Consider the following 14,961-nt stretch of genomic DNA (forward strand, 5'->3'; position numbering starts at 1 on the left):
AGCAAGCAAGCGCCATTGTGGCTCCCGGCGTTGGCGTGTGGGTTTCGCTCATGTATGATTGCGCGCTATCTGCGCCGGGCCTGTCGTCTGGCGGCTTGTTTCCCCGAAGTCACTCTGAATCATGGCAAAAGAACAAACGGACCGAACGACATTAGATTTGTTCGCAAACGAGCGTCGCCCGGGAAGGCCGAAAACCAATCCGCTCTCACGCGACGAACAGTTACGCATTAATAAGCGTAATCAGCTGAAACGCGACAAAAGCAACGGTCTCAAACGCGTTGAGCTTAAGCTCAATAACGATGCCGTCGACGCGCTCAATGAGCTGGCGGATGCCAGAAACATGAGCCGCAGCGAGCTTATCGAAGAGATACTGATGCAACAGCTGGCTGTGTTACACGGCCAGGAACGTGACTGAAAACACGAAATCTTTCACTTTCATTTAGCAGTGAGTGCAGTCCGGCGCAATTGCAGTTCCCGCGCACTTCTCCTCCTGCTATCATTGCCTTTATCTGTGGGCAACATTCCACCATCATTTCATTACGTTTCAAGAGGTTATTTTACTCATGGCAATCACAGGTATTTTTTTCGGCAGCGACACCGGTAACACCGAAAATATTGCGAAGATGATCCAGAAGCAGCTGGGCAAAGACGTTGCCGAGGTGCATGACATTGCCAAGAGCAGTAAAGAAGACCTCGAAGGTTTCGACATTCTGCTGCTGGGTATCCCAACCTGGTACTACGGTGAAGCACAGTGTGACTGGGACGACTTCTTCCCAACGCTGGAAGAGGTAGACTTCAACGGCAAACTGGTGGCCCTGTTCGGCTGTGGCGATCAGGAAGACTACGCAGAGTATTTCTGTGATGCGCTGGGCACCATCCGCGACATCATCGAACCACGCGGCGCGACCATCGTCGGTCACTGGCCAACCGAAGGCTACCATTTCGAAGCCTCTAAAGGTCTGGCCGATGACAACCATTTTGTTGGTCTGGCCATTGATGAAGATCGCCAGCCTGAACTGACCGCTGAACGCGTTCAGAAGTGGGTAAAACAAATCTCTGAAGAGCTGCACCTGGAAGAGATCAAGAACGCCTGATGATGTAACGGCGCAGCGCTCGCGTTGCGCCGTGTGATTGATGAACAGATCGATAGGTTGCGTAAAATTAATAGATATAAGCAATCAAATTAATCGCTACAAATTTTTAACTTTTGAGCACATATCTGTACAATGTCTTCTGTTTTGACGAGGTCGGATGTTTCGCTTTGCAGATGATGCCTCGTTTCTGAAAAGCATACTTTGCTCAGGGTTTGCAGTTTTCATTTAGGCACCGCAGTCCTATAATGAGACGCATTATCCTGAATTCATTCTTAGTAATACTTCCAATAAGGAAGTGTATCGCCTAGCAACAGGACTGATTCCGCATGACTGACAACAATACCGCATTAAAGAAGGCAGGCCTGAAAGTCACGCTTCCTCGATTGAAAATTCTGGAAGTGCTTCAGGAGCCTGACAATCACCATGTCAGTGCGGAAGACCTTTATAAACGCCTCATCGACATGGGCGAAGAAATTGGTCTGGCAACGGTGTATCGCGTTCTGAACCAGTTCGACGATGCCGGGATTGTCACCCGCCACAATTTCGAAGGCGGTAAATCTGTTTTCGAATTGACCCAACAGCATCACCACGATCACCTGATCTGCCTCGACTGTGGCAAGGTTATCGAATTCAGTGATGACTCTATCGAAGCGCGTCAGCGCGAAATTGCCACCAGACACGGCATTCGTCTGACCAACCACAGTCTGTATCTTTATGGCCATTGCGCAGAAGGTGACTGCCGTGAAGATGAGCACGCACATGATGGTGCCGAGAAATAATCGGACATCCAGAAAAGTAAAAGCCAACCTGACGGTTGGCTTTTTTATTGGCATTTTTGGCATAACGTTGGGGCAATAGCGCCAACCGTCGAGGGTTACGGCTTAGGCGTATTGTTACTGCGAATCTCTTTCCACACCTGATCACAACGGGCTTTGACTGCCTGATCGTTGCCGGTACGCGTCGCCAGAATACAATTCTGGTAATCCAGAACGCGTACACTTTCCTGAGTCGCAAACTGCTGATGAGTCTTGTCAGTTTTCAGTACGTTGAGCACGCTCTGGCAGGCTTCAATTTTATCCGGATTTCCTTCAGCGGTATTGATACAGGCGCTGTAGGCATCTTTCAGCTTGCTGTCTTCTTGTGGTGCAGGAGATGGCTGCGCACAGGCCACCAGCCCGGAAGCCATAACGGCGATAAGAATCAATTTTTTCATGATACGGCCTTATCAATGCGCGGCAGGTTTACCCTGCCGCACGCGTGTCAGAAGATAGTGAACGGGGCAATAACGATGAACTTCACGTCACGCTCATCCTGGAAGATGTTGCCATAACCGCCGCCCCAGCTTGGGATGTCGGAGTGGTTGTCGTATTGAGTGAAGTGCAGTTTGAACAGCGTGCCTTTCGCACGGCCTTCCTGCACGGTGTACATCGCATCAAAGCTGTAAGAAGACTCTTTGATTTTGTTCGAGGCGTTGTCTTCACGCTGACCTGCGCTGTTGATATACCAGTCCGCCGGTTTGGCATCCCAGGCATACACGTAAGATGCGCCGACGGCCCAGCCTGGCATATCCCAATTTTTCAGGTCATACATCGCACCGAAGAACACCGCTTTTTCGCCGTTGGCGTTGAAGTCTGAGCGGTTATCCCACCAGATATCCAGACGACCGTTGGAAGAAGCATAGGTCGGGGTCATACGCTGGAGGAAGTAACCCTGCTGGCCTTCTGCTTTTACCCACGTCCCTTCCAGGCGCAGGTCAACTACGTCAGCCACTTTATAGCCGAAGGTCAGTGCCTGTAACCACGCGGTGCCGTCGTAAATATCGTTAATGGTGTTGCTCTCAACGGTGTCACGCGCCCCATAGAATTGGTAGCTGGTTGAGAGTGGCGCGCCGGCAACATCAAATTTGTAGCTGGCTTTGGCGAAGTACTGATCCATAAAGCCTTCTGCCTGACCAAATGCGGCTTCGAGCACCAGGTCATTTTTGAAATCATACTTGGCACCAATGGAGTGCAGATACTCAACTTTGGTTTTCTTATCGTTCTGATAGAAATGGTCTGTTTCGAGGTGCCATGGAGCCTTATATTCGTTGGTCCACATATAGGAGAAGCTCAACGCACCAGCATCACCGTAATCAAAGTTTGCCCCGGCTTCTGCCCCTTGATAGGTACCTGGCATAAAGCTCCAGTGCGGCGCTAAAAGCGTTTGCCCGGTTGGCTGAATATAACCTGCACGCGCCCAGGTCGGACCCAGTTTGAATTTCGCGGCGGCTTTATAAAGGCTGATACCACTCTTATCGCCAGAGTAATCTTCGTCGTAGCCTTTATTAATGGATGAGAACGCAATTTCGTTTGGGTGTCCGCTTTCTGATGATTCCGCCATTTCGATAGCGGTGAAAGCAGCAATATCAAGGCCGATAAAATCGGCGGCATAGCCAGACTGGAAGTCGAGGTTGGCGTTCCAGGTGGAATGGGAAAGGTTAGTTTTGTATTTGTCGCCGTCGGTGACGTCTTTACGGTCACGTTCACGCTGCCAGTAATAAACACCGCCGGTTAAGGTTGAATCGTCTACGAATCCTGCTGCACTGGCTTGCGGAACTGCAATCCAGCCCGACATTGCGGTGACCCCGGCAATAGCCAGCGCCAGCGTACTACGTTTGCCACTGAACGTACGCATGTGTATATCCTCTTTGACTTTTAAAAACGCGCTCACAAAGGTGAACAGCGATAAAAAATAAGTACTGCAAAAAAGTAGCGAGGCAGAAATGTCCTAACGCTATGTCGGTAGACTATTTTTCGCGACGCGAATTATCAATCCTTTTTCCGCACGAAAGCACAAGATTATGACAGGGCGCACATATTTGATTGCGTTTTGTTACAAAGTTGCTTTTTGAAAGGAAATACCAGAAGGTGCATTAGGCTGGGGTTTTACAACGAATTAGAGAATAACGTCAGTTGAAAATGTAACAAGACAGAGGCGGTGTTTCATAGATCGAAATGATATTATTTCGCATCACGAAAATGACTTAAAAAAAGCGCCGCTCAGGGCGACGCTTTTTCATTAGGCGATAACGGAAAGATTACTCGCCCGCTTTGGCCCAGGTATCACGCAGACCGACGGTGCGGTTAAACACCAGCTTCTCAGCGGTGGTGTAACGGCTGTCTAGGCAGAAGTAACCCTCACGTTCGAACTGATGCGCTTTGCCCGCTTCAGCGGCTTTCAGCGAAGGCTCAGCATAGCCCTGCTTGATAACCAATGATTCCGGGTTGATGACCGCCAGGAAGTCCTCTGCGGCACCCGGGTTCGGTACGCTAAACAGACGATCGTACAGGCGAATCTCAACCGGCAGCGCATGCTGAGCGCTAACCCAGTGGATCACGCCTTTCACTTTACGGCCATCCGCCGGATCTTTACTCAGCGTATCGGCATCATAAGTACAGAAGATAGTCGTAATGTTGCCTTCTGCATCTTTCTCTACGCGCTCGGCCTTAATCACGTAAGCGTTGCGCAGGCGCACTTCTTTGCCCATCACCAGACGTTTGTACTGCTTGTTGGCTTCTTCACGGAAGTCAGCGCGATCGATCCAGATTTCACCACTGAACGGCACTTCACGGCTGCCCATTTCAGGTTTGCTCGGATGGTTCGGCATGGTGACGATTTCGCTTTCGCCCTGCGGGTAGTTTTCGATAACCAGTTTAACCGGATCGATAACCGCCATCGCACGCGGTGCATTGTCGTTGAGATCTTCACGAATGCAGGATTCCAGCGATGCAATCTCGATGGTGTTGTCCTGCTTGGTGACGCCGATGCGCTTACAGAACTCACGAATGGACGCGGAGGTATAGCCGCGACGACGCAGACCGGAGATGGTCGGCATACGCGGGTCATCCCAGCCTTCAACGTGCTTGTCGGTAACCAGCAGGTTCAGCTTACGCTTGGACATCACGGTGTATTCCAGATTCAGACGAGAGAACTCGTACTGACGTGGATGGACCGGAATGGAAATGTTGTCCAGCACCCAGTCGTACAGGCGACGGTTGTCCTGGAATTCGAGCGTACACAGCGAATGGGTAATGCCTTCCTGCGCATCACTAATGCAGTGGGTGAAGTCATACATCGGGTAGATGCACCACTTACTGCCGGTCTGATGGTGATCGGCGAATTTGATGCGATACAGCACCGGATCGCGCATCACGATGAACGGTGATGCCATGTCGATTTTGGCACGCAGACACGCTTTCCCTTCTTCGAAGCCACCGGCACGCATTTTTTCAAACAGCGCCAGGTTCTCTTCCACGCTGCGATCGCGGTACGGGCTGTTTTTACCCGGCTGCGTCAGGGTGCCGCGATATTCACGGATTTCGTCTGCGGAGAGTTCGTCCACATACGCCAGACCTTTGTTGATAAGCTCAATCGCATACTCGTGCAGCTTATCGAAGTAGTCAGAGGAGTAGCAGATGTCACCTGACCAGTGGAAGCCTAACCACTCGACGTCATGTTTGATCGACTCCACGTATTCGATGTCTTCTTTCACCGGGTTGGTGTCATCGAAACGCAGGTTGCACTGACCCTGATAATCCTGGGCGATGCCGAAGTTCAGGCAGATCGATTTCGCATGACCGATATGCAGATAACCGTTCGGCTCAGGCGGAAAACGGGTGTGCACGGTCGTATGCTTACCAGTGGCCAGATCTTCATCGATAATCTGGCGAATAAAGTTAGTCGGGCGGGCTTCTGCCTCACTCATCGCGGGTTCCTCAAGGCGTAAACAACATATAACGGAATATGATCTTATAAGCTGAGGGCGGAGACAACCCTTAGTTACAGAAAAATGGGGGTTAACAGAGAATATCGGGGCGGCGGGAGCGATAAAAAAGCGGCGGAGGATATTCCCCCGCCGCTAAGGCACATTCTATTACCCGTCATTCTTCAAGAGGCCTGTGCGTTGGCTGCATCCGCTCACCCCAGTCACTTACCTGAGTAAGCTCCTGGGGATTCTCAGACTTGCCGCCTTCCTGCCACTCGAATTATTTTGGGTATCCTCAGGAACGATTACTTGCCTTTAATCTCATACAGCGGCGTCACGCCTGCTACAACCTGACCCTGCGCCTTAATAACCAGGCCGCTGAAATCGTCGATGTTGCTACACACCACTGGGCTAATCATTGAGCGTGCGTTAGCGTTCAGGAAGTCCAGATCCATTTCCAGGACCGGCTGACCTGCAACCACTTCGGCACCCTCTTCTACCAGACGCGTGAAGCCCTGGCCGTTCAGTGCAACGGTATCGATCCCCATGTGGACAACGATTTCCGCGCCTTTTTCGGTTTCGAGGCAGAACGCGTGGTTGGTATTGAAGATTTTAACAATGGTACCTGCCGCCGGAGAGACAACCGTTTTTTCGGTGGGTTTCACCGCCACACCGTCGCCTACTGCTTTGCTGGCGAAGGCTTCATCAGGAACCTGATCGAGCGCAACCACATCCCCGGTCACTGGGGAAACCAGTGCCGCGATGGTGACCGCGTTTGGCACAGCCTGCGGTTTGACCGCGGCCTGGGCTGGCGCTGCTGCCGGAGCGGCTTCAGCGGCGGCAACGTGACCGGTGGTTTTCATCGCGTTAGCGATTTTTTCTGCCACGAAGCCCACGATAATCTGCACGCTGGTTTTGTTCAGACGAATCACACCAGAGGCACCCAGACGCTTAGCCAGCGCTTCGTTAACCAGCGCGGAATCTTTCACGTTCAGACGCAGACGAGTAATACAGGCATCAATCCCGGTCAGGTTGTCTGAACCGCCGACTGCGGCGATGTACTGGCGTGCCAGCTCGGACGCATCCTGCTCTTTATCACTGCTCACATTCACGTCCTGACCATCGGCTTCGCTACCGGCAACAGCCAGTTCGCGACCCGGAGTCATCAGGTTGAATTTGGTGATAGTGAAGCGGAACACTACGTAGTAGATAACGAAGAACACCAGACCCTGAGGGATCAGCATCCACCAGTGTGTCGCCAGCGGGTTACGCGAGGACAGCACCATATCCACCAGACCGGCGCTGAAGCCGAAGCCCGCAATCCAGTGCATGCTGGCAGCGATGAACACGGAGATACCGGTCAGCACAGCGTGGATGAAGTACAGAACAGGTGCCACGAACATGAAGGAGAATTCCAGCGGTTCGGTGATACCGGTGAAGAAGGCCGCGAATGCGCCCGCCATCATGATACCCAGTACCTTGGCTTTATTTTCTGGACGAGCACAGTGGTAAATCGCCAGTGCCGCACCCGGCAGACCGAACATCATGATCGGGAAGAAGCCCGCCTGATAACGACCGGTGATACCCACCACTGCTTTACCCGCTTCGATAGACTGCGCGCCGCCGAGGAAGTTAGGGATATCGTTAATACCGGCAACGTCAAACCAGAATACGGAGTTCAGCGCGTGGTGCAGACCCACCGGGATCAGCAGACGGTTGAAGAACGCATAGACGCCCGCGCCGACGGAACCCAGTTTCTGGATGTGCTCACCAAAGGCCACCAGACCGTCGAAGATAACCGGCCAGACATACATCAGTACGAAAGCGACGGCGATCATGACGAAGGAGGTCAGGATTGGAACCAGACGGCGACCGCTGAAGAACGACAGCGCTTTTGGCAGCTCAACGCCGCTGAAGCGGTTGTACAGTTCCGCAGAGATAATACCGACAAGGATGCCGACGAACTGGTTGCTGATCTTACCGAATGCCGCCGGAACCTGGTCCGCCGGAATTTGTTGGATCATGGATACCGCTGCCGGAGAGCAGAGGGTTGTTAATACGAGGAAACCAACAAAGCCGGTCAGCGCTGCTGCACCGTCTTTATCTTTAGACATACCGTAAGCCACACCGATTGCGAACAACACGGACATGTTGTCGATAATCGCGGAGCCTGACTTAATGAAGAACGCAGCCAGTGCGTTAGATCCGCCCCAGCCCACCGGGTCAATCCAGTAGCCGACACCCATCAGGATGGCTGCGGCTGGCAGCGTGGCCACTGGCACCATTAGTGCGCGGCCAACTTTTTGTAAATAACCTAGAACACTCACTTTTATTCCCCCTTGAGACCCCGACCGACTGAGTTACAGCCGTTTTTTTATAGTGTGACTATCTTGAAAGCACAGCAATGTATCACTTGCCTTCAGAGTGTGTGAAAAATTAATTCGTCTCGCAAATTAAAAGCGCTTTTTTTGTGATTTTTATCACCAAATATCGTCTTCACCCCCTCATCCGACTGGCTAACAGGGAAAACTTATTTTATCATTCGAAAAATCAGGACGGATTGCCCCCTCTCCTTGCTAATCCAGGTTACTCTTAACAGAGATACGGTGCCAATCCGCCAACATTTATATTAACTATTGAGGTGAACAATGAGACTGATTCCCCTGGCGACAGCTGAACAAGTAGGTAAATGGGCCGCCCGTCATATCGTCAACCGCATCAATGCGTTCAAACCGACCGCGGACCGTCCTTTCGTTCTGGGTCTGCCAACCGGTGGTACTCCGCTCACCGCGTATAAAGCTCTGGTTGAGATGCACAAAGCGGGCCAGGTTAGCTTCCAACATGTTGTGACCTTCAACATGGACGAATATGTAGGCCTGGCAAAAGAGCATCCGGAAAGCTACCACAGCTTTATGCACCGTAACTTCTTCGATCACGTTGATATTCCGGCTGAAAACATTAACCTGTTGGATGGCAACGCGCCAGACATCGATGCAGAATGCCGCCAGTACGAAGAAAAAATCCGCTCTTACGGCAAAATTAACCTGTTCATGGGTGGCGTAGGTAACGACGGTCACATCGCGTTCAACGAACCGGCGTCTTCTCTGTCTTCCCGTACCCGTATTAAAACCCTGACCCATGACACCCGCGTGGCAAACTCCCGTTTCTTCGACGGCGACGTGACTCAGGTGCCAAAATACGCACTGACCGTGGGCGTGGGCACGCTGCTTGACGCAGAAGAAGTGATGATTCTGGTGCTGGGCCATCAGAAAGCACAGGCGCTGCAGGCAGCGGTTGAAGGTAACGTGAACCACATGTGGACCATTAGCTGCCTGCAGCTGCACCCGAAAGCGGTGATGGTGTGCGACGAGCCGTCCACCATGGAACTGAAAGTGAAAACACTGAAGTACTTCAACGAATTAGAAGCCGAAAATATTAAAGGTCTGTAATTGAATCCCCGCCCCTCTTTAAGGGGGCGGATGCTTTTTTGAAACCGGGGGTCGTAATGTATGCATTAACCCATGGCCGAATTTATACCGGCCACGAAATTCTGGATGACCATGCGATTGTTATCGCCAATGGCCTGATTGAACAACTCTGCCCACTGGCCGATTTGCCGTCCGGGATTGAGCAACGCTCGTTAAATGGTGCCATTCTTGCTCCCGGTTTTATCGACGTCCAGCTGAATGGCTGCGGCGGCGTGCAGTTCAACGACAGCCCGGATGCGGTGACCGTTGAAACACTGGAGATCATGCAGAAAGCCAACGAGCGCTCTGGCTGCACTAGCTACCTGCCGACGCTGATCACCTCCAGCGACGATCTAATGAAGCAGGGTATCCGCGTGATGCGTGAATACCTGGCGAAACACCCGAATCAGGCACTGGGCCTGCATCTGGAAGGACCGTGGCTGAATATCGTTAAGAAAGGGACGCATAACCCGGATTACGTGCGTAAGGCTGACGACGATCTGGTCGACTTCCTGTGTGCTAACGCCGATGTGATTACCAAGGTCACTCTGGCACCGGAAATGGTTCCTGCCCAGGTCATTACGCGTCTGGCTAGCGCCGGAATTGTGGTCTCAGCGGGCCACTCCAACGCCACGCTGAAAGAAGCCAAAGTTGGTTTCCGCGCAGGCGTCACCTTCGCAACCCATCTGTACAATGCTATGCCGTACATCACCGGGCGTGAGCCGGGACTTGCAGGCGCTATTTTTGATGAACCGGACGTTTACTGCGGTATTATTGTCGATGGTCTGCACGTTGATTACGCTAACGTTCGTAACGCCAAACGCCTGAAAGGTGACAAACTTTGTCTGGTTACAGACGCCACCGCACCGGCTGGCGCGAATATTGAACAGTTCATTTTTGCTGGTAAAACAATATACTACCGGGATGGGCTGTGCGTGGATGAGAACGGCACCTTAAGCGGTTCCGCATTGACGATGATTGAAGGCGTACGTAACCTGGTGGAACACTGCGGTATCGCACTCGATGAAGTGCTGCGTATGGCCACGCTGTATCCGGCCCGTGCCATCGGCGTCGATAAGCAACTGGGCAGCATCGCCCCTGGCATGGTAGCCAATCTGACCGCGTTCACTCGCGATTATAAAATCACTAAGACCATCGTTAATGGTAACGAGGTCGTTGCTGAGTAAGTAAAGTATGACATCAGGCGGACACGCTCAAATTGGTAATGTTGACCTCGTTAAACAACTTAACAGTGCGGCCGTTTACCGCCTGATTGATCAGCACGGACCAATCTCGCGCATTCAGATTGCCGAACAGAGCCAGCTTGCGCCCGCCAGCGTGACCAAAATCACGCGTCAACTGATTGAACGCGGCCTGATCAAAGAAGTCGATCAGCAGGCCTCCACCGGGGGCCGCCGCGCGATTTCGATTATTACTGAAACCCGCAATTTTCACGCCATCGGCGTGCGTCTGGGCCGTCACGATACCACCCTCACGCTGTATGACCTGAGCAGCAAAGTCGTCGCCGAAGAGCATTATCCGTTGCCGGAACGCACCCAGGAAACCCTGGAGCATGCGCTGCTTAACACCATCGCCACCTTCATTGAAAACTGCCAGCGTAAAATCCGCGAACTGATTGCTATTTCGGTTATCCTGCCGGGGTTGGTTGACCCAGAAAGCGGGGTGATCCGCTATATGCCGCACATTCCAGTGGAAAACTGGGGACTGGTTGGCGCGCTGGAAAAACGTTTTAACGTGACCTGTTTTGTCGGGCACGATATCCGCAGTCTGGCGCTCGCCGAGCACTATTTCGGTGCAACTCAGGACTGCGAAGATTCTATTCTGGTGCGGGTGCATCGCGGCACCGGGGCCGGGATCATCTCCAACGGTCGCATTTTTATTGGCCGAAACGGCAACGTCGGTGAGATTGGCCATATTCAGGTTGATGCGCTTGGCGAACGCTGTCACTGCGGAAATTTCGGCTGTCTGGAAACCGTCGCGGCCAATGCGGCTATCGAGCAGCGGGTACGCCAGCTGCTGGAAAAAGGCTACCAGAGTAAAGTCTCGCTTGATGACTGTAACATCAAAGCCATCTGCAAAGCCGCGAACAAAGGTGATGCCCTGGCCTGCGAAGTGATTGAGCACGTTGGCCGCCATCTCGGCAAAACCATCGCCATCGCCATCAACTTGTTTAACCCGCAGAAAGTGGTTATTGCCGGTGAAATCACCGAAGCGGAGAAAGTGCTGTTGCCCGCCATTCAGGGCTGCATCAATAACCAGGCGCTGAAAGCGTTTCGCCACAACTTGCCGGTAGTGCGATCTGAACTCGATCACCGCTCCGCCATTGGCGCTTTTGCTCTCGTCAAACGGTCAATGCTCAACGGCATGCTGCTCCAGCGCCTGCTGGAAAGCTAAACCGCCCTCCTCCCTCGCCGCAGGCGAACGGGAGGATAATGTGTATAATTACGCCTTTCTTAAATACGACGTCGGACTGTCCATGACCCTTCAGAACATCATTTGCGATATTGACGGCGTGCTGATGCACGATAACGTAGCCGTGCCCGGTGCAGCGGAGTTTTTAACCCGCGTGCTGGAAAAAGGCATGCCGCTGGTATTGCTCACCAACTACCCTTCGCAGACCGGGCAGGACCTGGCCAACCGTTTCGCCACCGCCGGTGTCGACGTGCCGGACAGCGTGTTTTATACCTCTGCGATGGCGACCGCCGATTTTCTGCGTCGTCAGGAAGGCAAGAAAGCCTATGTAGTGGGCGAAGGTGCGCTGATCCACGAATTGTACAAAGCTGGTTTTACTATCACTGATGTGAATCCGGACTTCGTCATCGTGGGCGAGACGCGGTCCTTCAACTGGGAAATGATGCATAAGGCGGCGTTCTTCGTGGCTAACGGGGCGCGGTTTATCGCCACTAACCCGGATACGCACGGTCGCGGTTTTTATCCGGCCTGCGGGGCGTTATGCGCAGGCATCGAGAAAATTTCCGGCCGCAAACCATTTTATGTCGGCAAACCGAGCCCATGGATAATCCGCGCCGCGTTGAATAAAATGCAGGCCCACTCGGAGCAGACGGTGATCGTCGGCGATAACCTACGCACCGACATTCTGGCAGGCTTCCAGGCCGGTCTGGAAACCATTTTGGTACTCTCGGGGGTCTCGACGGTGGATGATATCGATAGCATGCCGTTCAGACCATCGTGGATTTACCCGTCGGTCGCTGAAATCGACGTCATTTAAAGCAGGTGCCCGGCGGCGCTTACCGCGTGCCGGGCCAACATTCCTTCCTCACAGAAATAAAACGCCATCTAATAAAACACGCCAAAAATTGCATAATCGTTAATAACCACGTCTTAATGCTGCGCGTTTTTCACTATTCTCTAATCATCATTGCACTTTTTTCTTTTAGCCCGGTAATTCCCTTGCGCAGGCGGTCGCTTTCCGGCATTTTTTACGTCATGCAACGCCACAACAACACGCAACAGAATTAACGGAGAAGTCGCTATGTGTTCTATTTTCGGTGTACTGGATATCAAAACGGACGCGGTCGAGCTGCGTAAAAAAGCGCTGGAACTCTCCCGCCTGATGCGCCATCGCGGCCCGGATTGGTCAGGTGTGTACGCCAGTGATAAAGCCATCCTCGTCCACGAACGTCTGTCGATTGTCGACGTCAACGCCGGTGCCCAGCCGCTGTACAACGAAAAGAAAACCCACGCGCTGGCCGTGAACGGTGAAATTTACAACCATCAGGCTCTGCGCGCTGAATACGGTGAGTGCTACCCGTTCCAGACCGGATCTGACTGCGAAGTCATCCTCGCGCTGTATCAGGAAAAGGGCCCGGAATTCCTCGACGATTTACAGGGCATGTTCGCGTTTGCGCTATACGACAGTGAAAAAGACGCGTATCTGATTGGCCGCGATCACCTCGGGATCATCCCGCTGTATATGGGCCACGACGAGCACGGCAACCTGTACGTCGCGTCTGAAATGAAAGCCCTGGTACCCGTGTGCCGCAGCATTAAAGAGTTCCCGGCGGGCAGCTATCTGTGGAGCCAGGATGGCGAAATTCGTCCTTATTACCAGCGTGACTGGTTCAGCTACGATGCGGTCAAAGACAACGTGACCGACAAAGCCGAGCTGCGTCAGGCGCTGGAAGAGTCCGTTAAAAGCCACCTGATGTCTGATGTGCCTTACGGCGTTCTGCTCTCCGGCGGTCTGGATTCGTCTGTTATCTCTGCTATCACCAAAAAATATGCCGCACGCCGGGTAGAGGATCAGGAACAGTCTGAAGCCTGGTGGCCGCAGCTGCACTCCTTCGCGGTTGGCCTCGTGGGCTCACCGGACCTGAAAGCGGCGCAGGAAGTCGCCCACCATCTCGGCACCGTACACCACGAAATTCATTTCACCGTGCAGGAAGGTCTGGACGCTATCCGCGACGTGATTTATCACATCGAAACCTACGACGTGACCACTATTCGTGCCTCAACGCCAATGTATCTGATGTCGCGTAAAATCAAAGCGATGGGCATCAAGATGGTGCTGTCGGGTGAGGGTTCTGACGAAGTATTCGGCGGCTACCTGTACTTCCATAAAGCGCCTGACGCGAAGGAGCTGCACGAAGAAACCGTGCGTAAACTGCAGGCGCTGCATATGTTTGACTGTGCGCGTGCCAACAAAGCAATGTCAGCCTGGGGCGTTGAAGCGCGCGTACCGTTCCTCGACAAGAAATTCCTCGACGTGGCGATGCGCATTAACCCGCAGGATAAGATGTGTGGCAATGGCAAAATGGAAAAACACATTCTGCGTGAATGTTTTGAATCCTACCTGCCAGCGAGCGTGGCGTGGCGTCAGAAAGAGCAATTCTCTGACGGCGTAGGCTACAGCTGGATTGATACCCTGAAAGAAGTAGCGGCGAAGCAGGTGACGGATAAACAACTGGAAACTGCCAGCTTCCGCTTCCCGTACAACACCCCGTCGTCTAAAGAAGGGTATCTGTACCGCGAAATTTTTGAAGAGTTGTTCCCGCTGCCAAGCGCTGCGGAGTGCGTGCCGGGTGGCCCGTCCGTCGCCTGTTCGTCTGCTAAAGCTATCGAGTGGGATGAAGCGTTCAAAACCATGAACGATCCATCAGGCCGTGCTGTAGGCGTACACCAGTCCGCCTACAAATAATGTCATGTTTTTGATTCAGGGCCCTCAGGGGCCCTTTTGTCGTTTATAGCGGTAATCCGGCGATAAAAAAGACGTAAGAATCAATTATTGCCGATAAATTCGCCGCGCTGTTCGCAACCTAACCAAACAGTCACATTCCAGCGATTTTCCTTGAAAAAGAAGTTGACGCTTATTGGCTCAATACGCATAATGCGCCCCGCAACGCCGATAAGGTAACGCGAAAAAAAGATGGCTACGTAGCTCAGTTGGTTAGAGCACATCACTCATAATGATGGGGTCACAGGTTCGAATCCCGTCGTAGCCACCATCTTTTTTTGCGGGAGTGGCGAAATTGGTAGACGCACCAGATTTAGGTTCTGGCGCCGCAAGGTGTGCGAGTTCAAGTCTCGCCTCCCGCACCATTTCCAAAAGCGTTGCACGGATGGGGTATCGCCAAGCGGTAAGGCACCGGTTTTTGATACCGGCATTCCCTGGTTC

12 protein-coding genes and 2 tRNA genes are annotated in these 14,961 nt (G+C 52.7%); 10 read left to right on the top strand and 4 right to left on the bottom strand.

Features of this window, described 5'->3' with window-relative positions; translation table 11 throughout:
* Positions 1-121: 121 nt before the first annotated feature.
* The 3 genes from ybfE (at position 122) to fur (ending at position 1,873) form a co-directional block, all read left to right on the top strand.
* The gene (ybfE, locus tag SIK69_RS15415) at positions 122-415 is read left to right on the top strand and encodes a LexA regulated protein (protein WP_319629099.1); all 294 of its coding nucleotides are present in this window, start codon (positions 122-124) and stop codon (positions 413-415) included.
* A gap of 148 nt (positions 416-563) precedes the next feature.
* Positions 564-1,094, top strand: a complete 531-nt coding sequence (fldA, locus tag SIK69_RS15420) for a flavodoxin FldA (RefSeq protein WP_319629098.1) — start codon at positions 564-566, stop codon at positions 1,092-1,094.
* Between the two features lie 326 nt (positions 1,095-1,420).
* Positions 1,421-1,873 (top strand): ferric iron uptake transcriptional regulator, encoded by a 453-nt coding sequence (gene fur / locus SIK69_RS15425; RefSeq protein WP_319629097.1) that lies wholly within the window; start codon positions 1,421-1,423, stop codon positions 1,871-1,873.
* Between the two features lie 95 nt (positions 1,874-1,968).
* Here the strand turns inward: fur and SIK69_RS15430 are convergent, their stop codons facing one another.
* From SIK69_RS15430 to nagE, 4 genes are all read right to left on the bottom strand, one after another.
* Positions 1,969-2,307, bottom strand: a complete 339-nt coding sequence (locus SIK69_RS15430; RefSeq protein ID WP_319629096.1) for a ChiQ/YbfN family lipoprotein — start codon at positions 2,305-2,307, stop codon at positions 1,969-1,971.
* A 47-nt stretch (positions 2,308-2,354) separates the two neighbouring features.
* Positions 2,355-3,767 (bottom strand): chitoporin ChiP, encoded by a 1,413-nt coding sequence (gene chiP, locus SIK69_RS15435; protein ID WP_319629095.1) that lies wholly within the window; start codon positions 3,765-3,767, stop codon positions 2,355-2,357.
* Between the two features lie 403 nt (positions 3,768-4,170).
* The gene (gene glnS / locus SIK69_RS15440; protein WP_319786477.1) at positions 4,171-5,838 is read right to left on the bottom strand and encodes a glutamine--tRNA ligase; all 1,668 of its coding nucleotides are present in this window, start codon (positions 5,836-5,838) and stop codon (positions 4,171-4,173) included.
* A gap of 305 nt (positions 5,839-6,143) precedes the next feature.
* Positions 6,144-8,165 (bottom strand): N-acetylglucosamine-specific PTS transporter subunit IIBC, encoded by a 2,022-nt coding sequence (nagE, locus tag SIK69_RS15445; protein WP_319786478.1) that lies wholly within the window; start codon positions 8,163-8,165, stop codon positions 6,144-6,146.
* 321 nt (positions 8,166-8,486) lie between these two features.
* Here nagE and nagB point away from each other — a divergent pair, with 321 nt between their 5' ends.
* The 7 genes from nagB (at position 8,487) to SIK69_RS15480 (ending at position 14,885) form a co-directional block, all read left to right on the top strand.
* On the top strand, positions 8,487-9,287 hold the full coding sequence (gene nagB / locus SIK69_RS15450; protein WP_319629092.1) for a glucosamine-6-phosphate deaminase: 801 nt from the start codon (positions 8,487-8,489) through the stop codon (positions 9,285-9,287).
* 56 nt (positions 9,288-9,343) lie between these two features.
* On the top strand, positions 9,344-10,492 hold the full coding sequence (nagA, locus tag SIK69_RS15455; RefSeq protein ID WP_319629091.1) for an N-acetylglucosamine-6-phosphate deacetylase: 1,149 nt from the start codon (positions 9,344-9,346) through the stop codon (positions 10,490-10,492).
* A 7-nt stretch (positions 10,493-10,499) separates the two neighbouring features.
* The gene (gene nagC / locus SIK69_RS15460; RefSeq protein ID WP_319786479.1) at positions 10,500-11,720 is read left to right on the top strand and encodes a DNA-binding transcriptional regulator NagC; all 1,221 of its coding nucleotides are present in this window, start codon (positions 10,500-10,502) and stop codon (positions 11,718-11,720) included.
* An 82-nt stretch (positions 11,721-11,802) separates the two neighbouring features.
* Complete coding sequence (nagD, locus tag SIK69_RS15465) at positions 11,803-12,555, top strand: ribonucleotide monophosphatase NagD (RefSeq protein ID WP_110510123.1); 753 nt, start codon at positions 11,803-11,805, stop codon at positions 12,553-12,555.
* Positions 12,556-12,819: 264 nt separating this feature from the next.
* A complete protein-coding gene (gene asnB, locus SIK69_RS15470; protein WP_319629089.1) occupies positions 12,820-14,484 on the top strand; it encodes an asparagine synthase B in 1,665 nt (554 codons plus the stop codon).
* 230 nt (positions 14,485-14,714) lie between these two features.
* A tRNA-Met gene (locus SIK69_RS15475) sits at positions 14,715-14,791 on the top strand.
* Positions 14,792-14,800: 9 nt separating this feature from the next.
* A tRNA-Leu gene (locus tag SIK69_RS15480) sits at positions 14,801-14,885 on the top strand.
* The last annotated feature ends 76 nt before the right edge of the window (positions 14,886-14,961 follow it).

The organism is Scandinavium lactucae (assembly GCF_033843265.1).
GTDB classification, from domain to species: Bacteria; Pseudomonadota; Gammaproteobacteria; order Enterobacterales; family Enterobacteriaceae; genus Scandinavium; species Scandinavium lactucae.